General features: G+C 63.2%; 25 protein-coding genes and 1 pseudogene. 17 read left to right on the top strand and 9 right to left on the bottom strand.

The features are described from left to right. Nucleotides 1–27 precede the first annotated feature (27 nt). The 7 genes and pseudogenes from AC1D11_RS19605 to AC1D11_RS19575 all read left to right on the top strand — a co-directional run bounded on the left by AC1D11_RS19605 (nucleotide 28) and on the right by AC1D11_RS19575 (nucleotide 6,544). The gene (locus AC1D11_RS19605; protein ID WP_477647093.1) at nucleotides 28–438 is read left to right on the top strand and encodes a helix-turn-helix domain-containing protein; all 411 of its coding nucleotides are present in this window, start codon (nucleotides 28–30) and stop codon (nucleotides 436–438) included. Between the two features lie 69 nt (nucleotides 439–507). Next, nucleotides 508–662: pseudogene (locus AC1D11_RS19600) on the top strand (dehydrogenase); the annotation flags it as partial. 252 nt (nucleotides 663–914) lie between these two features. Further along, nucleotides 915–2,018 carry a sugar ABC transporter substrate-binding protein gene (locus AC1D11_RS19595; protein WP_477647092.1) on the top strand — a complete coding sequence of 368 codons (1,104 nt, stop codon included), beginning with the start codon at nucleotides 915–917 and terminating at the stop codon, nucleotides 2,016–2,018. A 74-nt stretch (nucleotides 2,019–2,092) separates the two neighbouring features. Then, entirely contained in the window at nucleotides 2,093–3,628 is a 1,536-nt protein-coding gene (locus AC1D11_RS19590) for a sugar ABC transporter ATP-binding protein (RefSeq protein ID WP_477647091.1), read from the top strand. After that, entirely contained in the window at nucleotides 3,625–4,608 is a 984-nt protein-coding gene (locus AC1D11_RS19585; protein ID WP_477647090.1) for an ABC transporter permease, read from the top strand. The genes AC1D11_RS19590 and AC1D11_RS19585 overlap by 4 nt, the downstream gene beginning before the upstream one ends. Continuing rightward, nucleotides 4,608–5,594 (top strand): ABC transporter permease, encoded by a 987-nt coding sequence (locus tag AC1D11_RS19580; RefSeq protein ID WP_477647089.1) that lies wholly within the window; start codon nucleotides 4,608–4,610, stop codon nucleotides 5,592–5,594. The genes AC1D11_RS19585 and AC1D11_RS19580 overlap by 1 nt, the downstream gene beginning before the upstream one ends. A 2-nt stretch (nucleotides 5,595–5,596) precedes the next feature. After that, the gene (locus AC1D11_RS19575; protein WP_477647088.1) at nucleotides 5,597–6,544 is read left to right on the top strand and encodes an SMP-30/gluconolactonase/LRE family protein; all 948 of its coding nucleotides are present in this window, start codon (nucleotides 5,597–5,599) and stop codon (nucleotides 6,542–6,544) included. Between the two features lie 84 nt (nucleotides 6,545–6,628). Here AC1D11_RS19575 and AC1D11_RS19570 read toward each other — a convergent pair whose 3' ends face one another. Both AC1D11_RS19570 and AC1D11_RS19565 read right to left on the bottom strand, forming a co-directional pair. Continuing rightward, entirely contained in the window at nucleotides 6,629–7,606 is a 978-nt protein-coding gene (locus AC1D11_RS19570; protein WP_477647087.1) for an ABC transporter substrate-binding protein, read from the bottom strand. An 86-nt stretch (nucleotides 7,607–7,692) separates the two neighbouring features. Beyond that, on the bottom strand, nucleotides 7,693–8,691 hold the full coding sequence (locus AC1D11_RS19565) for an NAD-dependent epimerase/dehydratase family protein (protein ID WP_477647086.1): 999 nt from the start codon (nucleotides 8,689–8,691) through the stop codon (nucleotides 7,693–7,695). Nucleotides 8,692–9,336: 645 nt separating this feature from the next. On the opposite strand from AC1D11_RS19565, the gene AC1D11_RS19560 reads away from it, so the two are divergent. After that, a complete protein-coding gene (locus AC1D11_RS19560) occupies nucleotides 9,337–10,299 on the top strand; it encodes an amidohydrolase family protein (RefSeq protein WP_477647085.1) in 963 nt (320 codons plus the stop codon). Nucleotides 10,300–10,320: 21 nt separating this feature from the next. Here AC1D11_RS19560 and AC1D11_RS19555 read toward each other — a convergent pair whose 3' ends face one another. Continuing rightward, entirely contained in the window at nucleotides 10,321–11,514 is a 1,194-nt protein-coding gene (locus AC1D11_RS19555; protein ID WP_477647084.1) for a XylR family transcriptional regulator, read from the bottom strand. Between the two features lie 155 nt (nucleotides 11,515–11,669). On the opposite strand from AC1D11_RS19555, the gene xylA reads away from it, so the two are divergent. The 7 genes from xylA to xylB are packed head-to-tail and all read left to right on the top strand — an operon-like array spanning nucleotide 11,670 to nucleotide 20,178. Further along, entirely contained in the window at nucleotides 11,670–12,995 is a 1,326-nt protein-coding gene (xylA, locus tag AC1D11_RS19550) for a xylose isomerase (protein WP_477647083.1), read from the top strand. A gap of 23 nt (nucleotides 12,996–13,018) precedes the next feature. Then, nucleotides 13,019–14,506 (top strand): sugar ABC transporter ATP-binding protein, encoded by a 1,488-nt coding sequence (locus tag AC1D11_RS19545; protein ID WP_477647082.1) that lies wholly within the window; start codon nucleotides 13,019–13,021, stop codon nucleotides 14,504–14,506. Continuing rightward, complete coding sequence (locus AC1D11_RS19540) at nucleotides 14,487–15,503, top strand: ABC transporter permease (RefSeq protein WP_477647081.1); 1,017 nt, start codon at nucleotides 14,487–14,489, stop codon at nucleotides 15,501–15,503. Before AC1D11_RS19545 ends, AC1D11_RS19540 begins: the two co-directional genes overlap by 20 nt. A gap of 55 nt (nucleotides 15,504–15,558) precedes the next feature. Then, entirely contained in the window at nucleotides 15,559–16,521 is a 963-nt protein-coding gene (locus tag AC1D11_RS19535; RefSeq protein WP_477647080.1) for an ABC transporter substrate-binding protein, read from the top strand. A 7-nt stretch (nucleotides 16,522–16,528) separates the two neighbouring features. Then, nucleotides 16,529–17,554 (top strand): sugar phosphate isomerase/epimerase family protein, encoded by a 1,026-nt coding sequence (locus tag AC1D11_RS19530; protein WP_477647079.1) that lies wholly within the window; start codon nucleotides 16,529–16,531, stop codon nucleotides 17,552–17,554. Then, nucleotides 17,551–18,705: a Gfo/Idh/MocA family protein gene (locus tag AC1D11_RS19525; RefSeq protein WP_477647078.1), complete on the top strand. Its 1,155-nt coding sequence runs from the start codon at nucleotides 17,551–17,553 to the stop codon at nucleotides 18,703–18,705. The genes AC1D11_RS19530 and AC1D11_RS19525 overlap by 4 nt, the downstream gene beginning before the upstream one ends. A gap of 3 nt (nucleotides 18,706–18,708) precedes the next feature. Beyond that, nucleotides 18,709–20,178 (top strand): xylulokinase, encoded by a 1,470-nt coding sequence (xylB, locus tag AC1D11_RS19520; RefSeq protein ID WP_477647077.1) that lies wholly within the window; start codon nucleotides 18,709–18,711, stop codon nucleotides 20,176–20,178. An 85-nt stretch (nucleotides 20,179–20,263) separates the two neighbouring features. Here the strand turns inward: xylB and AC1D11_RS19515 are convergent, their stop codons facing one another. From AC1D11_RS19515 to AC1D11_RS19490, 6 genes are all read right to left on the bottom strand, one after another. After that, the gene (locus AC1D11_RS19515) at nucleotides 20,264–20,968 is read right to left on the bottom strand and encodes an SDR family oxidoreductase (protein WP_477647076.1); all 705 of its coding nucleotides are present in this window, start codon (nucleotides 20,966–20,968) and stop codon (nucleotides 20,264–20,266) included. A 45-nt stretch (nucleotides 20,969–21,013) separates the two neighbouring features. After that, the gene (locus tag AC1D11_RS19510; protein ID WP_477647075.1) at nucleotides 21,014–22,015 is read right to left on the bottom strand and encodes an NADP-dependent oxidoreductase; all 1,002 of its coding nucleotides are present in this window, start codon (nucleotides 22,013–22,015) and stop codon (nucleotides 21,014–21,016) included. Next, nucleotides 22,012–22,848, bottom strand: coding sequence for an oxidoreductase (locus tag AC1D11_RS19505; protein ID WP_477647074.1), 837 nt, complete (start codon nucleotides 22,846–22,848; stop codon nucleotides 22,012–22,014). The genes AC1D11_RS19510 and AC1D11_RS19505 overlap by 4 nt, the downstream gene beginning before the upstream one ends. Before the next feature lie 92 nt (nucleotides 22,849–22,940). Continuing rightward, complete coding sequence (locus AC1D11_RS19500) at nucleotides 22,941–23,546, bottom strand: TetR/AcrR family transcriptional regulator (RefSeq protein ID WP_477647073.1); 606 nt, start codon at nucleotides 23,544–23,546, stop codon at nucleotides 22,941–22,943. Nucleotides 23,547–23,745: 199 nt separating this feature from the next. Next, complete coding sequence (locus AC1D11_RS19495) at nucleotides 23,746–24,105, bottom strand: DUF4148 domain-containing protein (protein WP_477647072.1); 360 nt, start codon at nucleotides 24,103–24,105, stop codon at nucleotides 23,746–23,748. 381 nt (nucleotides 24,106–24,486) lie between these two features. Continuing rightward, nucleotides 24,487–25,413 (bottom strand): LysR family transcriptional regulator, encoded by a 927-nt coding sequence (locus AC1D11_RS19490; RefSeq protein WP_457282660.1) that lies wholly within the window; start codon nucleotides 25,411–25,413, stop codon nucleotides 24,487–24,489. 206 nt (nucleotides 25,414–25,619) lie between these two features. Between AC1D11_RS19490 and AC1D11_RS19485 the strand changes: the two genes are divergently transcribed. Both AC1D11_RS19485 and AC1D11_RS19480 read left to right on the top strand, forming a co-directional pair. After that, nucleotides 25,620–25,904, top strand: coding sequence for a DUF4148 domain-containing protein (locus AC1D11_RS19485; protein WP_477647071.1), 285 nt, complete (start codon nucleotides 25,620–25,622; stop codon nucleotides 25,902–25,904). A 145-nt stretch (nucleotides 25,905–26,049) separates the two neighbouring features. Next, complete coding sequence (locus AC1D11_RS19480) at nucleotides 26,050–26,880, top strand: hypothetical protein (protein ID WP_477647070.1); 831 nt, start codon at nucleotides 26,050–26,052, stop codon at nucleotides 26,878–26,880. The last annotated feature ends 120 nt before the right edge of the window (nucleotides 26,881–27,000 follow it).

Here is a 27,000-nt window from a genome sequence, read left to right as displayed (position 1 = left end):
CAAAATTGGTACATTCAAAAAATTGGCATGACCAAATTTATCAACCTTCAACGCTTCGACCTCGCTTCGATCCGGCTCGTGGTGCTTTGCGCCGAGTCCGGTTCATTGTCGGAAGCTGCGCGCCGCTGCCACTTGTCCCTGTCGGGCGCCAGTCACCGGCTGAAGGCTTTCGAGGACGCGGTCGGGGAGCCCGTCTTCCAGCGCCACCGCCGGGGTCTGCGCATCACCATCCGTGGGCGCCACGTGGTGTACTGCGGCATGCAGCTTCTGGACTGGGTCGACCGCCTGGCCGGGCCGGCCTTGTTTGATGGCGAGATGCCGGAACTAATTTTGAACGGAGTATCAGAGACTGCGAAAGTACCGCTTCCGCTGCTGGGGGTCTCCCCAGGTTTTCCGAGATTCGAAAGCTCGCCGCCGAGAGTGGTCGGCCCAAATTAGCAAATATATAGTTACCGGTCTGGCCACTGCACAAGGCCAGTCATGCTGACGTGATCTGTGAAGGAACTCGGATTCCGGTTCATCACCCACGGTGGCAAGCGCGTCCTCTTTTCCATCGTCCGCGGCAGCATTACTTTCTTCGATCCTGAGTTTCACAAGCGCGAAGCCACGTTACGTTACCTGGCAGCCGCAACGCTACGGTCGAGGACTTCCGGACTGTCATGTCGCCCCGCTCCTGGAGCTCGCCGTCGGTGTTGGTGTCACAGGCAGGCTGACCCGCCTGCGGCGCCTTGGGTCCTGAGGGCGACGCAGCCTTCGAAGCGGCGCAAGTCAAGGGAAAGCCCTGATGCGGTCCGTTATGGCCAGACCAAAAATGAATTGGTTAAGTTTTGGCCTGGCCAAATGCTTCGCGCAATCCTGCGCCGTTGTCAGCTCGCCGGCTTCAGAGACCGGCACACTCTAAACAGGAGACAAGCATGCAAACGAGACGAGATATTCTGGCTGCGGGTGCGGCCGCGACACTGGCCGGCATGGGCGCGCCGGCGTTGGCCCAGACCTACGAGCCGGCCTGCTTCAAGCCGTTCTCCGGCAACACGAAGACCATCCAGTATCCTGCCAAGAAGGGACCTTACCGCATCGCGCTGGCAAATGGTTATGCGGGCAACAGCTGGCGCATCCAGATGATCAAGTCGCTGAAGGCTTATGCAGCAACGCCGGAGATGAAGCCGCACATCAAGGAGCTGAAGGTCGTGTCCACCGGCACGGACGTGGCTGCGCAGCTGGGCGCCATCGACAACTTCATCAACGCAGGCTTCGACGCTATCCTCACGATCGCGGTGTCTCCCACCTCGTTCAAGCCGGTGATCAAGCGCGCCAAGGAGGCTGGCGTCGTGCTGATTCCCTTCGACAACGTGCTCGACACCGACGAGGTGATCCAGGTGAACGAAGACCAGCTGGAAATGGGCCGCCTGATGGGCCGCTGGCTGGAGAAGAATGGCGTGACCAGCGGCAAGGTGCTGGAGATCCGCGGCTTGCCGGGCAACTCGGTGGACCGCGACCGCCATCTCGGTTTCCGCGAGATCATGGACAAGCACAAGCAGGTCCAGATCATCGAAGTGGTGGGCAACTGGGACGACGGCACCTCGCAGAAGGTAGCGGCCGACGCCATTGCCGTGCATGGCCGCTTCAACGGCATTTACACGCAGGCCGGATCCAACGGCACCATTCGCGCACTGATCGAGGCCAAGCACCCGTTCGTGCCCATCGGTGCGGAAGGGGAGAATGGCTTTCGCAAGATGGTCCATCAGTACCATAAGGACGGCCTCAAAGGCGCTTCAGCCGCGCAGTCGCCTGGCCTGGTCTCGGTGGCCCTGAAGGCGGCCATCGCCGCACTGCAAGGCCAAAAGCTGCCGCAGTACATCTCGGTGCCCATCCCCTATGTGGAGTACCAGGACATGGCGCCCGGCAAGAACTTCTACCCGGATTTGCCCGACACCTTTTACGTGGCCAACGAGTTTCCGCCTTGCAACATCAACCTGACGGCGCCGGACATCATGAAGCAGAGCGAGGGAAATACCTGAGATCAGCCTTGGAGTTTTAACGCCGGGCTGTGTGCCGCGCCCGGCTTTTTTCCTGTTTGGAGGCTTTTCTTTCCGTGACCCAGAACCCCTTGCTCGAACTCCAGGGCATCACCAAGCACTACGGCGGCGTATGTGCGCTTGACAGCGCGGACTTTGCTTGTACGGCAGGTGAAATCCACGCTGTTCTGGGCGAGAACGGTGCCGGCAAGTCGACCTTGATCAAGATCATCGCCGGCGTGGTCCAGCCCGACGCGGGCCGCATCCTGCTGGACGGCAAGGAACTGCGGCTGGACTCTCCGAACGCCGCGCGCGAGCGCGGCATCGTTTGTGTGTTCCAGGAACTGTCGCTGGTCCCGGACTTGTCCGTGTGCGACAACATTTTCCTGTCCAGGCCTCCGATGAAGTACGGCCTGATCGACGCCAAGACTCAGCAAGAGCGAGCTACCGAGCTGCTTTCCCTGCTGGGTTGCGGCGACATTCACCCCATGGACCGCGTGCGCGACCTGCCGCTGTCCCGCCGGCAGGTTGTCGAGATCGCCAAGGCGCTAGGCGCGCAGCCGCGCCTGCTCATCCTGGACGAGGCGACCTCCGCCCTCAGCAGCGAAGACGTGGAACGCCTGTACCGGCTGCTCTTCAGTCTGCGAGACCAGGGCGTCGCGGCGCTGTTCATCTCGCACCGCATGCACGAGGTCAAGGCGCTCGCTGGTACCTGTTCGGTCTTTCGCAGTGGTCGCCGCGTCGACACGTTTGCCAACGGCACGCGGTCCGACGCTGAAGTGGTGCAACTCATGATCGGCCGTGACGTTGCCAAGTCGTACCCACCCAAGACCGGTCCGGCCACGGATGCGCGACCGGCTGTCACGGTCAAGTCCTTGGGCTGGGAGCCCAGCCTCCGGGACATTTCGCTGGAGATCCTGCGAGGCGAGATCGTCGGCCTGGGAGGGCTGGACGGACAGGGGCAGCGCGAATTGCTGCTGGCGCTTTTCGGCGTGCTTAAGGGTGTGCACGGCGAAATCGAGGTTTTTGATCAACCGGTCACCAATCTGGCGCCACACATATGCAAGCAACCCGGGCTGGGGATCGCCCTCATCCCGGAGGATCGCAAGACCGAAGGGTTGGTCTTGCCCATGAGTATCCGTGAGAATGCGAGCCTTGCCCGGCTGGAGGCGCTCACGCGCTGCGGCTTGCTGAGCCCGGTGGCCGAGCAGGCGGCCGTGGTGCAGATGGTGGACAAGTTGCGCATCAAGATCGGTTCCGTGGAAGATCCGGTGCAGACCTTGTCCGGGGGCAACCAGCAGAAGGTGGTGATCGCCAAGTGGCTGATGACCCAGCCGCGCGTGCTCCTGCTGAACGATCCCACACGCGGCATCGATGTGGCCACCAAGCAGGAAATCTATGTCCTGTTGCGCCAGCTTGCTTCCCAGGGCGTGGCCATCCTGCTTTACTCCACCGACTACGAAGAACTGATCGGCCTGGCGGACCGCGTCCTGATCATGTACGAAGGACGCATCGCGCGCACGCTTGTCGGGGAGGAGATCACCGAGCAGGCGATTGTGGCCTCATCCCTCAATGTATCCCTCGCTTCGACCGAACCGGAGGCTGTCACATGAACAGGGAAGAATGGCTGCGAGGGCTGCGCCGCAACAGTGGTCCGCTGGGTGCGCTGGTGGTGTTCATCCTGATGTTTTCGCTGTTCCTGCTAGAGCATCCGCGCTCGATTTCGGTCGGAATCGTCACCACGGCCTCGAACAAGGCGGCGCTGCTGGCCATCGTTGCGATGGCCCAGACCCTGCCTGTCATTACGCGCGGCCTGGACCTCTCCGTGGGGATGGTGATGGTGCTCACCAGTTGCCTGGCCTCCGTCGTGGTGAACGGTGCACCTTGGCAAGTGGCGCTCGGGGTGATGCTGGTGTTGGCCTCCGGGGCGGCGGCCGGTGCCCTGAATGGCGCAATCGTCGTGTTCGGACGCCTGCAGCCGATCATCGTCACGCTTGCCACGGGCGCAGTGTTTTTCGGCCTGGCTTTGCTGCTGCGTCCTGCGCCGGGCGGGGAGGTCAGCGAGGGCTTGTCAGACGCGCTGACCGGTCGTCTCTTCGGCACGATTCCCACAACGCTGGTGTTGCTGGCCGTGGTCATCGTGCTGGGCTGGATGCCCTTCAGGCGCACGGTCATCGGCCGCGCCTGCTATGCCGTGGGGTCTTCCGAGCAGGCGGCTTATCTTTCGGGCGTTCCGTCGCAGCGGGCCAAATTCATCGCCTACACCGCCGCGGGACTGCTTTCCGGGCTTGCCGGGTTGCTGCTGTCGCTGATCTCCCTGTCGGGCGAGGCCAGCTCGCCGCAGGCGGGCCTGTACACCCTCAATTCCATCGCGGCGGTCGTGATCGGCGGAACCTCGCTCTATGGGGGCGCAGGCGGTATGGTGGGATCGGTGTTGGGTGCCTTCGTGTTGCGCACCATTGGCGACCTGCTGTTCGTGTTCAATGCGCCCGCGCTTTGGCAGCCGCTGTTCGAAGGACTCATCCTCCTGGCTGCTGTGTGCGTCGGCGCGCTGCACGTGCTTCGCCTGCGAAACCGCCTGGACCTGTTCTGATGACCAGCCTCTCCGTTGACACCCTGCGTTCCTCCGCCACCAGCAAACGTGTGTTCCACAGACTGCTGTTGAATCCCCCGGCCATGGTGGCCCTGTGTTCGCTGGCTCTTCTGCTGGCCGCCAGTGTCGTCAACAGCAATTTTCTGATGCCGGGCTACCTGCTGCTGCAACTGCAGATCGCCGCCTTCCTTGGCATCACAGCCGCCGGGCTCATGGCCGTCATCCTGTTGGGCCACATTGACCTGTCGGTGCCCTGGACCATCACCACCGGAGCGATGATGGCCGCCGCAGCCGGCGCCACCTATGGCGCCGGCTGGGCGATCCCCGCGGGCATCGCCTGCGGCGCGCTGATCGGCCTGGTCAATGGGTTGGGGGTGGCGATCCTGCGCATCCCTTCAATGATTTTCACGCTGGGCGCGAACGCCGTGCTACAGGGTCTGATGGTCCTTTACTCAGGCGGGCACGCACCGGTGCACGGCGCCACCGAGCTGATGCGCGCCCTGGGCGTGGGCAGGACGCTGGGTGTGCCCAATGCCGTGTGGACCTGGGTGGCCGTCTCATTGCTGTTCTACCTGGTGCTGACGCGCACTGCCATCGGCCGCTACGTGTACGTCATCGGCAACACCGAGCGCGCCGCCTACCTGTCTGGCGTGCGCACCGGCAGGGTCATCGTGCTGTGCTTCGTGGCCTGCGGGGCTCTGGCAGCGCTCGCCGGCATCCTGCTTGCCGGTTATTCGGCCAACGCCTACCAGGCCATGGGGGATCCCTACGTACTGCCCGCGATCGCCGCGGTCGTACTGGGCGGCACCAACATCCTGGGCGGCCGCGGCAGCTACCTGGGCACCGTTGCGGGCGTGGTGTTCATCGTGCTGCTGCAAAGCGTGCTTGCGGTGTTGCAGATGCCCGAGGCGGGCCGTCAGATCATCTACGGCACGCTGATCCTGTGCATGCTGCTGCTGTATGGCCGTTCGGCCAGGGTGAGGTGATCTTGGCTGACCGCTATGGCATCCGGGGCGACTTCCTGCTGCACGATGCGCGTTTTCGCGAACTGGTTCCGCCGAACGGTTTCTTAGAAAAGCTCTTCACCGGCACGCGTTGGGCGGAGGGCCCCGCGTATTTCCCGGCTGGCGACTTCCTGCTGTTCAGCGACATCCCCAACAACCGCATCCTGCGGTGGGTGCCCGACGGCGCAGGCGATGGATGCGTAGTGGAATTCCGCAGGCCCTCCAACTTCGCCAACGGCCATACGCGAGATGGCGAAGGCCGCCTTATCAGCTGCGAGCATGGCACACGCTGCATCAGCCGCACCGAGCTCGATGGCAGGCGCACCGTGATCGCAAGCGCCTTTGAAGGCAGGCGGCTGAACTCACCGAATGACGCTGTTGTAGCGCCAGATGGCGCTGTGTGGTTCTCCGACCCAACCTACGGGATCCTGTCCGACTACGAGGGTTACACGGCCGGGCCTGAGTACGGTGGCCGCTACGTGTTTCGGGTCGACGCCGGGAGCGGGCGAGTGGAAGCCGCAGCCACGGACTTCGTGCAGCCCAATGGATTGGCGTTTTCTCCGGACGGCATGCGGTTGTATGTGGCGGATTCCGGGGCATCGCATGACCCGCAGGGGCCGCGGCATATTCGAGTGTTTGAAGTGGCTGCTGGCGGCCGGCTGCGAGGCGGTGAAGTCTTCGCCACCGTGGATGCGGGCATACCGGACGGCCTTCGCGTGGACCTGCGCGGCAATGTGTGGACCAGCGCCGGAGACGGCGTGCATTGCTTCTCGCCGCAGGGTGAACTGCTTGGCCGGATCCTCGTTCCCGAGCCGGTGGCGAATGTAGAGTTCGGCGGGCAGCGAGGTAACCGCCTCTTCATCACGGCCACGACGTCGCTGTACGCCTGCTACCTGACAACGTCTGGTGTCTGGGCACGCAGTCTGGTGTAGCTCACGACATCGCGGCGACTTTGAGAATAATGAGCCGCAGCTGGGCCCGCCGCTGTGGTTTGCAGCGGGCCGCGACGGCCAGTGTCAATACTTGCGGTTCGGGAATTCCTTGGCAGCCACTTCGGCCGGGAAGACACCCTCGATCGACTTGATCCAGCGTGGCAGCGTCTGACCGGCGGCGGCTTTGGCTGCCGCTTCCATCAGCTGGGGACCAAGCAGGGGGTTGCACTCCACGCTGACATTCATCTTGCCGGCGATCATCGCCTCGAAGGCGCCCTTGACCGCATCCACGCCGATTACGAGGATATCCTTGCCCGGCTTCATACCCGCTTCCTCGATGGCCTGAATCGCGCCGATGGCCATGTCGTCGTTGTGCGCGTACAGCACGTTGACCTTTTTGCCTTCAGCCTTGAGGAAGGCCTCCATGACTTCCTTGCCCTTGGCGCGGGTGAAGTCGGCGGTCTGCGAGCGGATGATCTTGTAGCGCGGGTTGGCTTTGAGTCCTTCCTCGAAGCCCTTCTTCCGTTCGATCGCGGGATCGGAACCCACGGTGCCCTGCAGTTCGACGATGTTCACGTCGCCGGTGGTGCTCTTGGTGTGCTCAAGCAACCACTGCGCGGCGCGCCGGCCTTCCTCGACGAAGTCCGAACCCACAAAGGTGGTCCAGGTGGAGGGATCCTTCACCACCACACTGCGGCTTTCCAGAATGACGGGAATCTTGGCGGACTTGGCCTCCCGCAGCACGGTATCCCAGCCCGTCGTGACGAGCGGCGCGAGGATGATGACGTCCACCTTCTGGGCGATGAAGGACCGGATTGCCTTGATCTGGTTCTCCTGCTTTTGCTGCGCGTCAGAGAACTTCAGTTCATAGCCGGCCGCGCTGGCCGCGGCCTTGACGGAGTCGGTATTGGCTGTGCGCCACTCGCTTTCGGCACCGGTCTGCGCGAAGCCGATCACCAGCTTCTTGCCTTTCCCCTGGCTCCTGGCCGGTATCGCCCAGGCGTATGCCAGGCCGGCGGCCGCCATGATGGCGGCAAAGCTGCGTCGTTTCATCGGGTTCATCTTGTGTCTCCTGTCTTCGTATCTGTTCGATCGGGTGCAGCACTCTTGCCTTACGGACCGCCCGGTGCTGTAACGGGCGGCTGAACTCAGCCGGGGTACCAGACCACGCGAGGATCGTCGGGCGCTCGTTGGTACGTCCACGCGGACTCGACCATCCGGGCCATGTCGAACTGGGGGCGCCAGCCCAGCAGGAACTTCGCCTTGGTGTTGTCCAGCCATGTGGAGCGGTAGGGTGTGCGGACTGGCACGAGCGGCAGGTCCCGCGTGCGTGCCAGGTATGTGCCAAGCTCGCCATAGTCGAGCGGTTCGTCCATGCACACGTTCATTAGCTGCTGCCGGGCGCGTGGTGCGTCCAGGGCCAGCAAGATGGCATCCACAAGATCGCACACATGGACGAAGTTGCGCTTCACCGGTTGCCCATCCGGATCAAGCATCACCGGGACGGCGCCGCTGCGTACATGGTCGCGCGCTTCGCTCTCTGTCACCAGGTCCCGCCAGCGCGGGCCTCCGAACACGTCGTCGCCGAAGGACAAGGTGAAGCGGAAATCGTCTTTCTCCATGATCCAGGGTGCACGCAGGCAGCAGCCATTCAGGTCATACTGGACCTGGTACTGCTGGAGCATTACTTCTTCCAGTACTTTGGACAGGGCATAGCATCCAGGGTAAGCGGTATGCGGCTGGCTTTCTACCACCGGTACGGGGTGCGCGTAGTGGAAATGCCCGACAGCGGCGTCGCCGCCGACCAGCACGAATTGCCGGAAGGTGGTGCTCGTCCGGCAGCCCTCGAGCAACCAGAACATGCCCTTGACGGCGACATCCATCACCTCGTCCGGCGTTTCCTTGCTTGTGGCCAGGTGCAGCACGTGTGTCACGCCTTCGAGCGCGCGCTGCACGTCCGTGCGATCCTGGATGGAGCCTCGCACGCACTCCAGGCGTTCGCGGGGCTGCAACACACGGTTGTGGCAGAGCGCCCGCACGCGAAAGCGCTCGAGGCTGGCGTCCTCCAGCACTCGCTGGATGAACGCGCGGCCCACCTTGCCGGTGGCACCCGTGACGAGAAGGAGTCCGGAAGAATCTGGTTGCATTCGGGCCCTCTGAAAGGCGCGGATGATAGCAAGCCGGCTCTGCTTTGGCGATCATGTTTTTGGTTTGATTCATACACGAATTCGTATGGGTTGCAAGCTATATCGATTCCCGAATTGCCCTCCTGGCTGTGCGCTTCAGAGGAGAAAAGACATTGCTGCAAACGACGTGGTGAAGCCGGCAGGAAAGCAAGTGGGCCTGGCGTCGGGCGCGAGCCTTCACCGATTAGAGAGGGTGGCCGCTCTGGCCAGGCGGCTCTCTACGACGCCGGCGTGGCATTCCCTCCGCTTCTCTCCTGGACACGGCGTTCAGGCGCTTGCATGGAGCGAAAACCACCTGGTTGGGAGTGCCGGGTATTTCCGATCCATTTTTTCTTCTTGGCGGGCTTCGCAGGCCTGCGGTCTTGATTGGTCAGGCCAATATTGACGCATGTGTAATATCGGTCATACCCTGATCCGCGCATCCTGCCGGAGGCGTGTCGCGGTCCAATAGCGCCTCGATCTGCGTCAACAATGTGTCAGTTACCACTGGCTTACCGTGTGACAGGGTTCGTTCCGGAACACCCATCAACCCGACAAGGAGAAGACCATGAAGGAGACAGTAAGCGAAGGCCTGAGGCACTGCGCGGCAGCGGCGGCGCCGCTGGCATGACGTGGCTCGCAGCGGGGCGCGGGGGGCGTGGTGGCATCGATCAGGCGCTGCAGGCTGCTATCGAATCCGCCGAGCGCAACGCCCCGACCGGCAAACGGCCCATCGTCGAGACGCATATTCACTTCTGGCAAGTGGCCCGGCCCGGCGGTGTGCCATGGCCCACAGCGGCGGAAGGGCCGATCTTCCGCGACGTGCTGCCGCCGGAGTACAGCGCATTCGCCAGGTCCCAGGGCGTGGTGGCGGCCGGGATCGTGGAAGCGAGCGGCATCGTTCAGGACAACCAGTGGGTCCTCGACCTCACCAGGAACGATCCGTTTTACGCGTTCTTCGTCGGGAACCTCGAGATTGGCGCGCCGAACTTTTCCGCTGACCTCGCGCGTTTCGCAGCGGACCCGCGCTTCGTGGGAATCCGCGGCTATCTCACCGGCCCGGCCGAGGGCATCACGCTCAGTGCGGCACAGCTCACCAGCCTGCGCGACCTGGCAGCGCGCGGTATGACGTTCGACATCATCAGCCGGGGGACCAAGAACCCGAGGAGCCAGGTGCAGGCGCTTTGTACCGCGGTGCCCAATCTGCGCATCATCATCGACCATTTGGGCGGCGCAACCGGGCCGGCGGTGGACCCCACCTGGGCATCCGACGTTCGCCGCCTCGCCAGCGAGTGCCCGAATCTGTACATGAAGTTTTCGTCGTTCTATGACATGTACGCTCCCGGCGACGTGGTTTTTCCGTCTCCCACCGACCTCGCTTCCTACAAGCCGCACTTCGACGTACTGATGTCCGCGTTCGGCAAGGACCGCCTGATTTGGGGCAGCAACTGGCCGGTAATCACCCTGCATGGGACCTTTGAGGCACAGATCGCCATCGCCGAGGCGTATCTGGCCCCGTTCGGTGCCGGCGTGCGCGACAACGTGATGTTCAAGAACGCCCTCGCGTTCTATCGCCGGCACAAGGCGTAGCGGACCAGAGAAGCTGCCGGCTCAGCTCCGGCGGCTTTCCCGCCATGAAGCCGGCGTTGCCCCGAGTTCCCGCTTGAACACTGTATTGAGGTACTGGACGGAACGAAAGCCGCTCGCCCGCGCGATGTCATCGATGCCCATTTGCGTGTTGCTGAGCAATTGAAAGCAACGCTGCAACTTGTGTTGCAGGATTTCGTCGTGGACGGAGCGTTTCAACTCGCGGCGAAAGTACATCTCCAGCGATGAGCGCGAAAGCCCCACCGTTTCGGCAACCTGCTCCGTCTTGATGCCCTGGCAGGCGTATTGGCGGATGTAATGGAGAGCGCGCATCACGGTTGCGCTGTGTTCGACATCGCGCGCGGTGGACGCGCGTGAATGCACGCCGGCCGGAGGCACGACCACACGCACGTCGTTCACCGGCGAGCCGCCCAGGGCCTGGTGCAACAGGTGCGCCGCGCGATGGCCCATTTCGTGCGTTCCCTGGCTGACTGAGCTGAGCTGGATTCTCGTCAGGTGCTGGCCCAGTGTGTCGTTATCGATCCCGATGATGGCGACTTCGTCGGGAACCGCGATTGCGCCGACGATGCAGGCTTGCAGCAACTGCCGTGCGCGCGCGTCCGTGACGGCGACTATGCCAACGGGTTTGGGCAGGCTTTTCAGCCAGGAGAGCAGTCTTCTTGTCGCGCTACCCCATGTGGGCGCGCTGGTTGCCAGGCCCCGGTGGATCTCACCAGTCAGCCCATCGCGGGCAAGCCGGGCGGTGAATGCTTTCTCGCGCTCCTGGGCCCAACGGTTGAGCGGCGATTCCGGCAGGCTGTAACAGGCAAAGCGGGAAAGCCCGGACTCCACCAGGTGGGTCAGCGCATGCGCGACCAGTTCGCGGTTGTCCGTCGCAACGTACGGCACATTGACGGGGTAGCACGCGGGATCCTCGTAGGAGCCCCCGACGGCGACGACAGGTACGCGTACCCCTGTGAGAGCGTGTGCCACTGCCGGATCGTCATAGTCCGCGATGATCCCGTCGCCGTCCCAGTCGTGGATGCCGTCAAGCCGAAAGCGGAAATCCTCTTCAAGGAAGAGATCCCATGCGACACGCGTGTGGTTCACATAGTCGCCGATGCCCGTGATGATCTCGCGGTCGTACACCTTGCTCGCATGGAAGAGCAATGCCACGCGCAGCACGGTGGGGCCACTTTGACGTATTGACGATTTCATGGTCGGGTCGGTTGACCATGAGGATACCGGCATATCGGAGAGATTGCTGCGCTGCAGAAAGCAATTTCGCAAGCCATCCTCGCGAATTTCGCAATCGCGGGCGAAGTCCGGCGGTTCTAGGATGGGACCATTGGAAGCTGTTACCCACCACAAACATGAACTTTCTCGAATCCATCGAACCCGTACGCTATGAAGGCCCTCAGGCCGCAACGCAATTGGCCTACCGCCATTACGACGCCAACGCGCTCGTGCTGGGCAAGCCGATGGCACAGCACCTGCGGCTCGCGGTCTGCTACTGGCACACCTTCGTGTGGCCCGGCAGCGACGTCTTCGGACAGGGCACGTTTGCGCGGCCCTGGCATACCGGTGGAGACGAGTTGACGATGGCGCGGAAGAAGGCGGATGCGGCCTTTGGCCTGATCTCCCGGCTGGATGTCCCGTTCTACACTTTCCATGACACCGATGTGGCGCCGGAAGGCGCGAACCTGGCCGAGTACCGCAGCAATCTGTCGGCGATGGTGGATGTGCTCGCCCAGAAGCAGAAAGAAACCGGCATTTCATTGCTATGGGGGACTGCCAACCTGTTCAGCCACCCCCGCTACGCAGCCGGCGCAGCGAGCAACCCGGACCCCGACGTCTTCGCGTACGCGGCGACGCAGGTTTTCAGCGCACTCAATGCCACCCAGCAGCTTGGCGGCGCCAACTACGTGATGTGGGGTGGCCGTGAAGGCTATGACACCCTGCTCAATACTGATTTGCAGCGCGAGCGCCGGCAGCTGGGCCGATTCATGCAATTGGTGGTGAACCACAAACACAAGATCGGCTTTAAAGGGCAGCTGCTTATCGAGCCCAAGCCGCTGGAGCCGACCAAGCATCAATACGACTTCGACAGCGCCACTGTGTATGGCTTCCTGAAGGAGTTCGGCCTGGAAAAAGAGATCAAGCTCAACATCGAGGCCAACCACGCCACGTTGGCGGGCCACAGCTTCCAGCACGAGATCGCAACCGCCGCCTCCCTCGGAATTTTCGGCAGCATCGATGCCAACCGTGGCGACCCGCAAAACGGATGGGACACCGACCAGTTTCCCAACAGCGTGGAGGACCTTACGCTGGCACTCTACGAAGTCTTGCGCGCCGGCGGAATCGGCAGCGGCGGGTTCAACTTCGACGCGAAAGTGCGGCGCCAAAGCATGGACCCGGTTGACATTCTGCACGGGCATGTGGGTGCGATCGATGCGCTGGCGCTGGCGCTCAAGAGTGCCGCGCGTTTGATGGAGTCCCGCGAGCTCGAGCAGTTCCGCCAGCAGCGCTATGCGAACTGGGATGGCGAACTGGGGCGGCGCATCATCACGGGCGACATGAGCCTCAGCCAGCTCGCCGAACATGCCTTCGTCAACGATCTTCGGCCCAAGCCTGTGAGCGGCCGTCAGGAGTGGCTGGAAAACCGGGTCAATGCCGCGATCTTCGCCGGCGCGGCCTGAAGAACCGAGCGCAGGAGCACTCAGTGAGTTTGACGGTCGGCTTCAAGGACGTGAGCAAGAGCTTTGGCCCCGTGCAGGTACTGCATGGGGTCAGTTTCGAACTCGCGCCGGGCCGGGTGTACGGGGTGCTTGGAGAAAATGGCGCCGGCAAGTCGACACTGATGAAGATCCTGGCCGGCTACGAGGTCGCCAGTGAGGGCGTGGTGGAGGTGGGCGGGCATGTCGTGCGTTTCAAGGGGCCGCGCGAGGCCGAAGCGGCCGGTGTGGTGATGATCCATCAGGAGTTCAACCTTGCCGATGACCTCACGATTGCGCAGAACATCTTCCTCGGTCATGAGCGTAAGCGCTACGGGCTGCTGGACGAAGACCTGATGGCCAGGGAGGCGGGCGCCGCATTGCGTCAGGTTGGCCTGAATTGCAGCCCCGCGCGCCGCGTGGGCGATCTCATCGTGGCCGAGAAGCAGCTGGTGGAGATCGCACGCGCGCTCAGCCGGAGCGCACGCGTACTGGTGATGGACGAGCCCACCGCCACATTGACGCCCTCCGAGACCGAGCGCCTGTTTTCCCTCATCGGGCAACTGAGAACGGCAGGCTCCACCATCCTTTATATATCCCACAAGCTGGACGAAGTCGAACGCATCACCGACGAGGTGGTCGTCATGCGTGACGGGCGCTTCGTGGCTCGCCGGCCCACACAGAACGTGACACGCCAGCAAATGGCCAGCCTGATGGTGGGACGCGAACTGGCCGATCTCTTTCCGGGAAGGCTTCCCGTGGCGGCCGGCGCGCCCGTCCTGCTGGATGTGAAAGGCCTGACCGTACCCGGGTGGTGCCACGACGCAAGCTTCCAGGTGCGCGCCGGGGAGGTGCTTGGCTTTGCAGGGCTGGTCGGTGCGGGCCGGACCGAGCTGTTTGAAGGGCTCCTGGGGTTGCGCCCCTCCAGCGCGGAATCTGTGCAGGTGGCAGACAAAACCTGGATGCGGCGCAATCCGCGTTCGGCCGCACGGCTGGGTCTCACGTATCTCAGCGAGGACCGCAAGACCCGTGGCCTGCACCTGCGCATGGGGCTGGCGCAGAACCTCACGCTGATGGCGCTGGAGCGTTATGCGAAGCCGCTGCTCGACCCGCAGCGGGAACAGGCAGCCCTCGTGGCCGCGACCACGGCTTTTGGTATCCGCACGCAACGCTCCGACATACCGGCTTCCGCCCTGTCCGGCGGCAACCAGCAGAAGCTGGCGCTCGCGCGGGTGTTACAGCCCGACCCTAAAGTCGTGGTGCTGGACGAGCCGACACGAGGGGTCGACGTCGGCGCCAAGCGCGATATCTATTTCCTGATCCAGCGGCTGGCCAGCGAAGGCCGCGGGATCATCGTCGTGTCCTCCGAGCTGCTCGAGCTGATCGGCCTTTGCCATCGCGTCCTCGTGATGCGGCAAGGCAGGCTCGTTGCCGAGCTCCCGCAAGACCAGCTGTCCGAAGAACTGTTGATTGCCCATGCAACTGGAACCCACTGACACCGCCGCCGCTCCAGTGCCTGTCGTCAGGCCGACCCTGCGCAGATGGCCCTCTTTCACCGGAGCCGGGCCGCTGGCCGGGTTGGCACTGATGTGCATCGCGGGTGCGATTCTCAACGAGAACTTCGCCAGCCTCGACAACGCGATGAACGTGCTCACCCGCACGGCTTTCATCGGGATCATCGCGGTGGGAATGTGCTTCGTCATCATCTCCGGCGGCATTGATCTCTCGGTGGGATCCATGGCCGCGCTGATTGCGGGCAGCACGATCCTGCTGATGAATGCGGCAGCAGGCGCCGGCTGGAACCCCATGGCGGCCGTGGTGACCGGCATGGCCTTCGCTGTCGTGCTTGGCGCGCTGTTCGGCCTGGGCCATGGGCTGCTCATCAGCAAGGGACGCATCGAGCCTTTCATCGTGACGCTGGGAACGCTGGGCATTTTCCGTGCTTACCTGACCTACTTCTCCAACGGCGGCGCCATCACGCTCGACAGTGCACTGGTCGATATCTACAGCCCGGTGTATTACGGCAGCTGGCTGGGGGTGCCGGTACCCGTGTGGGTATTCGCCGCCGTCGCATTACTGGGCGGCCTCGTTCTCAATCGTACCGCTTTCGGCCGGTACGTTCAGGCTATCGGTTCCAACGAGCAGGTTGCGCGCTACGCGGCCGTCGAGGTGGACCGCGTCAAGGTTCTCACATACATGTTGCTGGGCATCTGCGTCGGAATCGCCACCGTGCTCTATGTGCCGCGCCTGGGTTCGGCCTCGCCGAGCACCGGGCTGCTGTGGGAGCTGGAAGCCATCGCTGCGGTCATAGTCGGTGGCACCGCCTTGCGCGGCGGCGCCGGCGGCATCACCGGCACCGTAATCGGCGCCGTGCTGCTCTCGGTGATCGGCAACATCCTCAACCTGACCAGCATCATCAGTGTGTACCTGAACGCGGCGGTGCAGGGCTTCGTGATCATCGCCGTCGCGTTCTTCCAGCGCGGGCGCAAGTAACCGGTTCCCCACAGGTGGCAAGGCTGCCGTTTCTCACAACATAAGGAGACAAACCATGAAATCACTGATAAGTCTGATGGCCGCAGGCGCCACAGTTCTCGCGGCGCTGGGTGCGGCACCCTCCGCCATAGCCCAGGGCAAGCCCCACATCGGCGTTTCGATACCGGCCGCCACGCACGGCTGGACAGGCGGGGTCGTGTACTGGGCCAACCGGACCAAGTCCGAACTGGAAAAGCAGTACCCGGGCCTGAAAGTCACCATCAAGACGGCCGGGTCTGCTTCGGAACAGGCCAACCAGGTGCAGGACCTGCACACAGCCAACAAGATCGACACCCTCGTGATCCTGCCATTCGAGTCGGCGCCGCTCACGCAACCGGTCGCGCAGGTCAAGGGCAAAGGCGTGTACGTCACGGTTGTCGACCGCGGCCTCACGGATGTGAATGCGCAGGACGCCTACGTTGCCGGGGACAACCCCGGCTTTGGCAAGGTATCGGCCGAGTACATGGCCAAAGCCCTGGGCGGCAAGGGTAACGTCGTAGTACTGCGGGGCATTCCCACGGTCATCGACAACCAGCGCGTGGACGCGTTCACGGCTGTGATGAAGAACTATCCCGACATCAAGGTTCTGGATGCCAAGCATGGCAACTGGAACCGCGACGATGCCTTCAAGGTGATGCAGGACTACCTGACCCGTTTCAAGCAGATCGACGCCGTATGGGCCTCGGACGACGACATGGCGGTCGGCGTGCAAAAGGCCATCGCGCAGGCCAAGCGAACCGATGTCAAGCTCGTGCTGGGCGGCGCAGGTTCCAAGGACTACATCAAGAAGGTCATGGACGGCGACAAGATCGTGACGGCCGACGTCACCTACTCTCCCGCCATGATTGCCGACGCGATGAAACTCACGGCCGCCGCGCGGGTGAAGGGCGAGAAACTGCCTGCCACCACCATCATCCCGTCGGTGCTGGTGACCAGGGAGAACGCCAAGCAGTATTACTTCCCCGATTCCCCGTTCTGAGGCAGTCATGGCAAGACCTGTCACTCTTTTTACCGGGCAATGGGCGGACCTGCCTCTCAAGGAGCTGGCACCCCTGGCACGCAGCATGGGCTACGACGGCCTGGAACTGGCATGTTGGGGCGACCATTTCAATGTGCAGGAGGCCCTGGCGAGTGATCGCTACGTGCAGGACCGGCGCGATCTGCTGGAACAGCACGGGCTGCGCTGTTTCGCCATCGGCAACCACCTGGTGGGTCAGGCGGTGTGCGACCTCATCGACGAGCGGCACAAGGCCATCCTGCCGCCGCAAGTCTGGGGGGACGGCGATCCGGAAGGCGTGCGGCAGCGCGCCGCGCGGGAAATGCAGGACACCGCGCGTGCCGCCGCCAAGCTGGGCGTGAAGGTGGTGACGGGCTTCACCGGCTCGTCCATCTGGCATTCGCTGTACGCGTTTCCGCCCACTTCGCAGGAGTATTGGGACAAGGGCTTCGTCGACTTTGCCAACCGGTGGAAACCCATCCTCGATGTGTTCGAGCAGTGTGGCGTGAATTTCGGGCTGGAAGTGCACCCCACGGAAATCGCCTTCGACATCGCTTCAGCGCAGCGCGCCATCGAAGCCGTGGGAGGTCACAAGCGTTTCGGTTTCAACTTCGACCCCAGCCACCTGGGCTACCAGGGCGTGGACTATGTCAAGTTCATCCGGACATTCGGCGACCGCATCTATCACGTGCACATGAAGGACGTGTGGTGGGGCCGGGGCGACGGCACTGTGGGGGTCTTCGGCGGGCACACCAATTTCGGTGACGCGCGCCGCCACTGGGACTTTCGCAGTGTCGGGCGCGGGCAGATCGACTTCGAATCCATCATCGTTGCACTCAACGACGTGGGTTACAACGGACCGCTGAGCGTCGAGTGGGAGGACAGCCGCATGGACCGCGTGCACGGCGCTACTGAAAGCGCGGCCTACAGCAAGCGGCTGGACTTCAAGCCGGCCGCGGGAGCGTTCGACGCCGTGTTCGACAAGGCCAAGCAGGGCGGGATGGCGGGCTCATGAGAAAACTGCGCTATGCGATGGTGGGCGGCGGGCAGGGTGCTTTTATCGGCGCTGTGCACCGCAAGGCCATGGCGCTGGATGGGCAGATGGAACTGGTGGCCGGTGCGCTGTCCTCGGATGCTGAGCGCGCGCGCGCATCGGGCCGCGACCTCGGCCTGCGGGATGAACGCAACCACGGCCGCTGGGAAGACCTGCTGGAAGGCGAACTGCGGCGCAGCAAGGACGAGCGCATCGATTTCGTTTCCATCGTCACGCCGAACCATGTGCATTTCCCCGTCGCCCGCGCGTTCGCCGAGGCGGGCATCCATGTGGTGTGTGACAAGCCGCTGGTCCATACCTGCGAGGAGGCCGCCGAGCTCGTTCGGGTCGTCGAGCGCAGCGGCTCCATCTTCGGCGTCACGTACAACTACACGGGCTATCCCATGGTGCGCGAGGCGCGTGACATGGTTGCGCGCGGCGCGATCGGCGTGGTGCGCAAGGTTATCGTCGAATACAACCAGGGCTGGCTTGCCACCCACCTGGAGGCAAGCGGGCAGAAGCAGGCCGACTGGCGTACGGACCCGGCGCGCAGCGGTGTGGCCGGCGCCATCGGCGACATCGGCTCTCACGCGGAGAACCTTGTGGCGACGGTGACGGGGCTGGAGCTGGAAAGCATCTGCGCGGACCTCACCATCTTCGTGCAGGGCCGGCGCCTTGACGACGACGGCAATGTCCTGCTGCGGTTCAAGAACGGCGCCAGGGGCGTGCTGATCGCGTCCCAGATCGAGGTGGGTTGCGAGAACGACCTGCGGCTGCGCGTGTTCGGCACCACCGGTACGCTGGATTGGCGCCAGGAGGAGCCTAACCGGCTGCTGCATGCCCCCATCGACGGTCCGGCCCGCATGTTGACGCGGGGCTCGCCGTGGCTCGGTGAGGCGGCTCGCCGCGCGACACGACTGCCCACGGGGCACCCCGAGGCCTTTATCGAAGCCTTTGCCAATGTCTATCTGGGGGTGGCCGCGCATATCCGCGCGCTGCAATCCGGCAGTACGCCGGATCCGCTGGACGCCGACTATCCCCGCCTCGAAGATGGCGCCCGCGGTGTGCGGTTCATCGAGAAGGTGGTGCAGTCCGCGGCCAGCACGGCCAAGTGGACGCCGTTCGAGGACTGACCGATGTTCATGGGCATTGATCTGGGCACCTCCAGTGTCAAGGCGGTCGTGCTGGACCGTGGCCACCGCCTGGTAGCCAGCGGCTCCGCGCCGCTGTCGGTGGATGCGCCCCATCCCTTGTGGCGTGAGCAGCATCCCGCCGAATGGTGGCGTGCGTGCGATGCCGCCGTAGGTGCCGCGTTGCAGGAGTTGCGGCGCGGCGGCCGCACAGGCAGCGAGATCGAGGCCATCGGCCTGACCGGGCAGATGCACGGCGCAACCTTGCTGGATGGGCGCGGTGACGTTCTGCGGCCGGCCATCCTCTGGAACGACGGCCGGGCGGCGGCGGAATGCGCGGAACTGGAGCGGGCGGTGCCGCAGTCGCGGCAGATCACCGGCAACCTGATGATGCCGGGTTTCACGGCGCCCAAGCTGCTTTGGGTATCCAGACACGAGCCCGGCGTGTTCGACCGGGTTCGGCAAGTACTGCTGCCCAAGGACTGGCTGCGCTGGCGCCTGACCGGCGACTATGCGACCGACCTGTCCGACGCATCCGGCACACTGTGGCTGGATGTGGGCAGGCGCGAATGGAGTGACGAACTCCTGGCCGCTTGCGGCCTGTCCACCGCGCACATGCCCAGGTTGCACGAAGGCCCCGAGGTCACCGGCACCCTGCTGCCCGAGGTCGCGCAGCATTGGGGCTTGCGCGAAGTGCCAGTGGTAGCCGGTGCCAGCGATAACGCAGCAGGCGCCCTGGGCGCCGGAGTGGTGAACCCGGGTGAGGCGATGCTGTCCCTGGGAACGTCCGGTGTGGTGTTCGTGGCCACCGGCTCTTTTGTCGCCAATCCGCAGCAGGCGGTGCACAGCTTTTGCCACGCGTTGCCAGAGGCCTGGCACCTGATGTCCGTGATGCTGTCGGCCGCCTCGTGCCTCGAGTTCACAGCGGGGCTGCTGGGAGAGCGCGACGTGGCCGTGCTGCTTGCGCAGGCAGAGCAGCGCGGCCTGCGTGAAGATACGCCGCTGTTCCTGCCCTACCTGAACGGCGAACGCACGCCGCACAACAATCCGCATGCCAAGGCCGTGTTCTTCGGCATGCACGCAGGCACGCAGCGCGAAGACATTGTGAATTCCACCCTCGAGGGTGTGTGCCTGGGCATGGCGCAGGGGATTGCCGCGCTGCAGTCGGTTCAGCCTGGCCTGGCGTGCGTCAGCCTGATCGGCGGCGGCTCGCGCAATGCCTATTGGGCTCAGATGCTGGCCGACGCTACCGGTCTGCAGGTAGTCCGGCATGCGGATGCCGAGGTCGGCCCATCGCTGGGCGCGGCCCGGCTGGCCTGGCTGGCCTGCGACCCGGGCGAAGCGGCGGAAATATTTCGAGCACCAGGGGTGACTGACGTATTCGAGGTGCGAGCGGCCGAGCGCACGCGGATGCAGAACCGCGCCGACCGGCTGGCAGGGTTGTACAGCAGTCTCGCACCTCATTTTCAGCCATAGAACGTCGAGTCACCACCCGTGCGTTGGCGTGGCGATGGCATCGGCCACAACCTTCAGGCGCAGAGGCTCCGGCCAGGTTTCGAAGTCAGGATGCCTGCGGAAGGTAGCTGGGCCTGGCCGCTGTCATCCCGGCTTTGACATGTTGGGTGATTTCATCGGCCAGCACTTCATCAACGCCCGATTCGAGTCCGTCGAGCGCACGCTTGACGATGTCTTCAGGGCTGGACTTCGGAACCTCGAAGCCGCGGGTGAGGTCGGTATCGACATAGGCCATGTGCAGCCCCAGCACCTGCGTCTTTTGCGCCGCCAGTTCACTGCGCAAGGCATTGGTGAGCGACCAGGCCGCCGACTTGCTGGCCGAATAAGCTGCCAGCTCACCGCCGTTCACCCACGAGGCCACCGACAACACATTGAGCAGGGCGCCGCCGCCGTTGCCCTTGAGCACAGGCGCGAAGGCTTTGCTCATGCGCAGCACGGCAAAAAAGTTGGTCTCAAAAATGCGCCGAGCGACATCCTCGCTGTCGGCCGCCAGAAAACCGCCCGGCTGGGCAATGCCGGCGTTGTTGATCACCAGCGTGACATCCGGCGCCAGCGCCGCGGCGGCCGCTACGTCTTCAGGCTTGGTGACGTCGAGCTTTAAAGCCTGAACACCGGGCAGGGTGACGGTGGCGGGGTCGCGAGCGGCCGCGTAGACCTTGCGGGCACCGCGGGCGAGCAGCTCGCGCGCGAATGCCAGGCCGATGCCGCGATTGGCGCCGGTGACGAGAACAACAGCGTTTTTGATTTGCATGAGAAAACTCCAGTGGGTGGGAAAAGCTGATTCGGGAAAACAGGCTCACTTGACCTTGATGACGACCTTGCCTTTTGCACGGCCCGCCTCGACGTAGGCCAGGGCCTCGTTGGTTGCTTCGAACGGAAAGACCCGATCCATCACTGGACGGATGACTCCAGCATCGAAGAGCCGCGTGATCTCGCGCAGCTGGCTGCCACTTGCCTTCATGAAGAGGAACGCGTAGTCAACTCCGCGGCTCTTTGCCCTGCGCCGGATGCCTGAACTCAGCATGCGCATCACCAGCTTTACGAATGCAGGAGCACTGCTTTCCTTGCCGAATGCCGGATCGGGTGGGCCGGAGATGGAGATGAGTTTCCCGCCGCGCTTAAGCACCCGCAGTGACTTCTTCAACGTCTTGCCGTCCTGGCTGTTCAGCACTACGTCGTAGTCGCGCAGGACATTTTCGAAATCCTGCGTCTTGTAGTCGATCACGATGTCCGCGCCCAGACTCTTGACAAGCGCGACATTGGCCGTGCTCGTCGTCGTGGCAACGGTAGCGCCCAGATGTTTCGCCAACTGGATGGCAAAGGTGCCAACGCCCCCTGAGCCAGCCTGGATGAAGACCTTCTGCCCTTTTTTCAGCTTGGCCTTCTCGACAAGTGCCTGCCAGGCCGTTAGGGCCACCAGCGGGATAGACGCGGCTTCTTCCATCGTGAGCCCCGCAGGCTTGAGCGCCAGGGATGCCTCCTTGACCGGGACGAATTCAGCGAAGGTACCGATCCGGAAATCATCGGGCCGCGCGTAGACCTCATCACCCGGCTTGAACTGCCGCACGCGTGGGCCGACCCGGACGACCACCCCAGCGACGTCGTGGCCCAGGATGAGAGGCAGGCGATAGGGCAGGATAAGTTTGAACTCGCCGTCGCGGATCTTGAAGTCCAGCTGGTTCACGCCGGCGGCATGCACCTGGACCATGACCTCGTCATCGCGCAGCTCCGGGCTCGGCATGTCCGTCAACCGCAAACTGCTCTTTTTTCCATAACGTTCAACGATGAATGCTTTCATGATGTTTTCACGGTTGGCATCACGTCGAGCCGCAGATCTTTTCGAATCCCGGCATCCACCAGACCAGCAGGCGCAAATGTGCGGAGCAATCGCAGGCGACTCGCGAGTCCGCCTGCGGTGTATCGGAGTTTGGGGCGAGCAGTGCTGGCAGCTTTCAGCACGACATCCGCCACGACGCCCGGCTGTTCCGCAGTGGCCATCACTTCCTTCACGCGCTGGTTCACGGCGGCGCGAACCTCGCGGTACTCCTCGAGCTTGGTGTCGGGTTCCAGGAAGTTCGCGTCGAACGGCGTCTTCGTGTATGCAGGCTCGATGACCGAGACCCGAATGCCCCTCGTGCGTAGCTCATGGTCGAGCGACTCGGAGTAGCCTTCGATCGCATGCTTGGTCGCCGCATACAGTGCCCCGTACGGCATGGGCAGGAACCCGAGCACCGAGCCGATGTTGATGATGCGTCCCGCGCCCTGTCGGCGCATGTGCGGCACGACCGCGCGCGTCATCCGGACGATCCCGAAGAAGTTGGTGTCGAAGATAGCCTGGGCCTGCGTGATCGAACTCTCCTCCGCACCGGCCGGGGCGACCCCGAAGCCCGCGTTGTTGACGAGAAGGTCTATGCGGCCTTCAAGCTGAATCAGCTGTTGCACCGCGGCTTCAACAGATGCGTCCTGGGTCACATCCAGCGACAGCATCTCGAAGGGTTGCCCGCCCGCCCGGCCACCGCGCCGGCTGGTGCCGTAGACCTTGTAGCCGGCTTTTGCAAGCCGCTCTGCCGTCTCTTTGCCGATGCCTGAGGAGGCGCCCGTCACAAGGGCAATTTTGTTTTGGGTGTTCATGGTGTTGTTCTTTCAGTGTGAGGTGAATTTGGCATGATGACTGTCATACGTAATAGCGAAGAAAGAAGCAGGCGTGCTTCAAAAAAATGAATTCAGTGGGAGACCGGTACCAGCTGCTTCAGCGCGGCTTCGCAAAAGCTGTCCGCCAGCGCGGGCTCGTCGGCCACGCGCGCCAGCAGCAAGGTGCCGACCATGGTGGCGACCGTGGCCAGTGCGCGCTCGTGGGCGCCGGGCTGGCCCCAATCGGGTGACTGGCGGGCGACGAAATCCACCATTTCCTTGATGTGCCGGGTGGTCGCGCGGCGCACTTCAGGCGCCTGGCGCGGCGTCTCCGAGCCCAGCGCGGCCAGGGGGCAGCCCATCTCGATCTGCTCCCGGTGCTCCGGCGAAAGGTAGGTGCGCAGCATGGCCGCCATGGCCTGTTCAGGCGGCGAGCCGGCTGCAACACCCGCCACCACGGCAGCCGATTCGGCACAGGCCCGCGTTGCGGCTTCGGCCAGCATGGCCTCGCGCGACGCGAAGTGGGCGTAAAACGCGCCATGCGTCAGGCCTGCCTCTTTCATGATGTCGGCCACGCCGGTGCCGCTATAGCCACTGCGGCGTATCGCCCGCGCAGCGACTGACACGATGCGTTCATGGGAGGCTTCCTTGGCGGCTGTTCTGGCGTTGATCTTGGTGTTTCGCATGATGTACATCATACATGATTTCGCAAATATGCGTGTCCAGGCAATTTTGAGCGCTGACTTGTTGAATGTCCTTCACGCACGCCAGGAAGGACAACAGGGAAGAAAGGGCCGTGCTGCGCGCAGGCCAACGTCCAGAAAGCCGGAGGCTTCCTGGACGTTGCAATGCGATTTAACGCGAGGTGCACACGCCTGGCTGGCGGTGCGGCGCTGCTTAGCCCGCGGAGTGTGCCCTGCCGTGTGCGGCAGGCACGTTGAAGTCGTTGGGATAGGAGTTGTCGATGCTCAGCTTGTAGCCTTCGTGCTGTGCCTGCTCCAGTTCGGCGCGGACTTCGGCGCGGGTCTTGGTACTCGCAACGGGTGTCGCATCGGTTCCGGGGTAGCTGCTGTCGCTGTTGACCTGGTATGACGCGCGCGGTGATTGCGCCAACTCTGCGCGGACATCGGCGCGGCTCAAGGTGCTGGCGGAGCTCACTTCATTGCCGGGGTAGTTGCTGTCCTGGGCAAAGCTGTTCGCCGAGGCGAGCGCTGCAAGGGCAAGAACGGATGCGGAAACAAGTTTCGTCGATTTCATGGTGAATTTCCTTTAAGAACAATTGTGAAAACAGGCGGGACGGGCGTTCTGCCCGTGAGGCCTTCATCGCTGAGTCGCTTTGAACAGGTGGCTCACCGATGCATCAAACCTTGTTCCGCAGCGCTGATACACAAGTGCGTATTGGCAGAACATTCAATTGTCGAAACCGGAACAATAACGGCGTGTAGTCCTGGAACTTTTTGGTGTTCGAAAAGTTCGCACACGGTTCTTCGCGATTTCTGAGGCATGTTGCACGAAGGGCGAAATGCCATGAACCAGGGCAGCACGAGGCAAGGCCGCCATCGTTAGGTTGGGCCGCTCGGCTGCTTTTTCTACACCGGCCGCCGGGTTGGTGCTTCTGCCGTGTGCCCGGCGCAGGTTTTAGTCCTGCCGGGCTTCCATCTTCCTGAGCACGGCGCGTGTGTACTCGGTCATGAACTCCAGAAACACGCTGGTGCGTGCAGGAATGAATTTGCGGCTGGGCAGCGCGGCATACAGCGTGTTCCTTCCCGTGATCCACGGCGACAGCACCCGCTGCAGCTCGCCGTTCTGGAGGGATTTCGCCACGAGGTCGATAGGCTGGATGCTGATGCCGGCCCCATCGAGGCAAGCCCGGATCAGCGTGGAGGTGTTGTTGACCAGCAGGGCGGGCTCGACCTTTATTTCCAGTTCGCGCTTGTTTTCTTCCGGGTTGATGAGGCGCAGGCTGAGGTGCCGGTTTGCCTGGAGCTTGACGCGCAGGCAGCGATGATGCGCCAGATCTTCCGGTTGCGCGGGGATGCCGTGCTCCTGGAGGTAGCTGGGGGCGGCGCACAGGATCCCATCCGAAGAGGCGATGGGCCGCGCGATGATGTTGGCGTCGAAGGTGTCGGCGGCGCCCAGCAGGGTCAGGTCGTAGTCTTCAATGGGCGGCACCAGCGGCGAATCCGTATGGATGTCGAGCACGACCTTGGGGTAGCGCCGCCCGAACTCGGCCACCAGTGGCGCCAGCACATGCGTGGCAAACACCGGGGGCGTCAGGATGCGGATGACGCCGGACATTTCCTGGGCGTGCGCCTGGGCGGCAGCATGGGCTTCATCAATGTCGTTCAGGATATGGCGCACGCGGGCCAGGTAGGTTTCCCCCGCATCGGTGAGTGCCAGGCGGCGGGTGGTGCGCTGCAGCAGCCGCACCCCAAGGTGATCTTCCAGGTCACCGACCAGCCGGGTCACCACGGCGGAAGACATGTCGAATTTGCGCGCTGCGGCCGCAAAACTCCCGTCATCCACCACTTGCTGAAAAACGCGCATTGATTGAAGCCGGTCCATGGTTTACCCCTAAATTAAGCCATCATTGTTGCTGATTTAACAGTAATGTATTGTTGAAATTGCTATTTTTTGATGGATTTGAATGGAATAAAGTTCATACATCGATGAGCCGAAGCCCACTACAAGGCGACTCACCGAGGCTGGACAGACGGGAAGATGAGCCCGCCATGCCCGGAACGTCACTTAACTTTGAGAGGATATTCATCATGAAATCGAACTTTATCGCCGCTACCGTTGTTGCTGTTGCCGCCCTGACTTCCGTGGCTGCTTCTGCCCAAACCTTCAACTCCTATCTGTTTGACCAGATGCAGGCACCTGCGACCAAAACCCGCGCTGAAGTCAAAAGCGAAGTGGTGCACGCCCAAAATGCCGGCTCTGCTTCCAGCTACAACGGCGCCACCGCCCAGCAAAACCTCGGCGCTCCCCGCGCCGAGAAGGCCGGTGCAGCACCCCAGGCTGCTGCTGAACTCGTGAAGACCAGCCAGCAATAAGCCTGCTAAGGCGCCGGTAGCAGCCGGCTTCAGCACCATCGCCCCGGTAGCCAAAGGTTGCCGGGGCGATGGCATTTGGGCGTACGGGATTCACGCAGGTCCGCATACGGCAGTATCCCGGCCGCACTCTAGAATCCCAGACACCTTGAAGACCTCCAACACACCTTACGCCTTTGCTTTTGTCGCCGCACAGCTGTTGGCCCTGCCAGGCCTGGGTCTGGCGCTTTACCTGTACACCGTTGGCAAGATGGCGGGCAGTGGTGGCTGGCTGCTGGGAGTGTTCGAGCTGCTGTTTTCAGGCGTGGTGGTGCTGCCCGCCGTGCTGCTGTGCACGGTGCTCTTGCTGATTGCAGGCTTGTTCTCCCGGGTGCGGCCATGGGCTAGCCTCGTGCTGTTGCTGGTCAATACGGCTGTGCTGGCTGTTGCCTGGGCGATCAGTCCCTTCACCGACGCCGCGGAGCTGCTGATCTGGGTTGCCACAGTGCTGTCAGCCGCGGCTGCGGCGGCGCTGGCGTGGCAGGCGTTTTCGCCGGTGACAAGGCCTGAGCGGAACATGCTGTGGGGCCAGCTCCTGCTGGCTGTCGGGCTTGGGATTGGATTGGGGCTGGCAGGCGGTGGCAGTCTCCCTGCTCCGCCACCTGCCGAGCCGGACCCCATGGCAGCGATACCGCCGGAGCGCGTATTCAAGGGACTGTTGGAGGGTAAGCCGGTGCACCTCGCGGTGCATGACTGCAAGGTCTACCGCGCCATACCCAAGGTGTCCACGGAGCCCGGAAAGGGCGGCGAGGGCGACTGGCAGATGGTGCTCGAACCCGATCTCTATCCCTTCTTCACGTATTGCGAGCGGCAGTCGCTGCAGGCAGACAACGGTGTCGTCACCGTTACCCTCGGGCGCATCGCCTTCGGTGCGGGGGGCTGCTGCGCCACGGGTGGCACTTACCGCTCCAGGGACGGTGAGCTGTGGAAGAAGCTGTGAAGTCCGCCGAATAACGTTGCCGAATAGGGCGCCGAACAAGCTGCGTTCGAATCCTCAGGGCATCAGGTTGCTATAAAAACAATAGCTGCTTGCACAGGATCTGCTTGGGTCAAAGCCGGG

The organism is Polaromonas sp. P1_E11 (genome assembly GCF_056405995.1).
This window is presented reverse-complemented; position numbering and strand designations above follow the sequence as displayed.

Bases quoted from the DNA above. Each gene is read 5' to 3' on its own strand.
- AC1D11_RS19605 (WP_477647093.1), top strand. From the start codon at position 28: ATGACCAAATTTATCAACCTTCAACGCTTCGACCTCGCTTCGATCCGG.
- AC1D11_RS19595 (WP_477647092.1), top strand. From the start codon at position 915: ATGCAAACGAGACGAGATATTCTGGCTGCGGGTGCGGCCGCGACACTG.
- AC1D11_RS19585 (WP_477647090.1), top strand. From the start codon at position 3,625: ATGAACAGGGAAGAATGGCTGCGAGGGCTGCGCCGCAACAGTGGTCCG.
- AC1D11_RS19580 (WP_477647089.1), top strand. From the start codon at position 4,608: ATGACCAGCCTCTCCGTTGACACCCTGCGTTCCTCCGCCACCAGCAAA.
- AC1D11_RS19570 (WP_477647087.1), bottom strand. From the start codon at position 7,606: ATGAACCCGATGAAACGACGCAGCTTTGCCGCCATCATGGCGGCCGCC.
- AC1D11_RS19565 (WP_477647086.1), bottom strand. From the start codon at position 8,691: ATGCAACCAGATTCTTCCGGACTCCTTCTCGTCACGGGTGCCACCGGC.
- AC1D11_RS19560 (WP_477647085.1), top strand. From the start codon at position 9,337: ATGACGTGGCTCGCAGCGGGGCGCGGGGGGCGTGGTGGCATCGATCAG.
- AC1D11_RS19555 (WP_477647084.1), bottom strand. From the start codon at position 11,514: ATGAAATCGTCAATACGTCAAAGTGGCCCCACCGTGCTGCGCGTGGCA.
- xylA (WP_477647083.1), top strand. From the start codon at position 11,670: ATGAACTTTCTCGAATCCATCGAACCCGTACGCTATGAAGGCCCTCAG.
- AC1D11_RS19540 (WP_477647081.1), top strand. From the start codon at position 14,487: ATGCAACTGGAACCCACTGACACCGCCGCCGCTCCAGTGCCTGTCGTC.
- AC1D11_RS19535 (WP_477647080.1), top strand. From the start codon at position 15,559: ATGAAATCACTGATAAGTCTGATGGCCGCAGGCGCCACAGTTCTCGCG.
- AC1D11_RS19530 (WP_477647079.1), top strand. From the start codon at position 16,529: ATGGCAAGACCTGTCACTCTTTTTACCGGGCAATGGGCGGACCTGCCT.
- AC1D11_RS19525 (WP_477647078.1), top strand. From the start codon at position 17,551: ATGAGAAAACTGCGCTATGCGATGGTGGGCGGCGGGCAGGGTGCTTTT.
- xylB (WP_477647077.1), top strand. From the start codon at position 18,709: ATGTTCATGGGCATTGATCTGGGCACCTCCAGTGTCAAGGCGGTCGTG.
- AC1D11_RS19515 (WP_477647076.1), bottom strand. From the start codon at position 20,968: ATGCAAATCAAAAACGCTGTTGTTCTCGTCACCGGCGCCAATCGCGGC.
- AC1D11_RS19510 (WP_477647075.1), bottom strand. From the start codon at position 22,015: ATGAAAGCATTCATCGTTGAACGTTATGGAAAAAAGAGCAGTTTGCGG.
- AC1D11_RS19505 (WP_477647074.1), bottom strand. From the start codon at position 22,848: ATGAACACCCAAAACAAAATTGCCCTTGTGACGGGCGCCTCCTCAGGC.
- AC1D11_RS19500 (WP_477647073.1), bottom strand. From the start codon at position 23,546: ATGATGTACATCATGCGAAACACCAAGATCAACGCCAGAACAGCCGCC.
- AC1D11_RS19495 (WP_477647072.1), bottom strand. From the start codon at position 24,105: ATGAAATCGACGAAACTTGTTTCCGCATCCGTTCTTGCCCTTGCAGCG.
- AC1D11_RS19490 (WP_457282660.1), bottom strand. From the start codon at position 25,413: ATGGACCGGCTTCAATCAATGCGCGTTTTTCAGCAAGTGGTGGATGAC.
- AC1D11_RS19485 (WP_477647071.1), top strand. From the start codon at position 25,620: ATGAAATCGAACTTTATCGCCGCTACCGTTGTTGCTGTTGCCGCCCTG.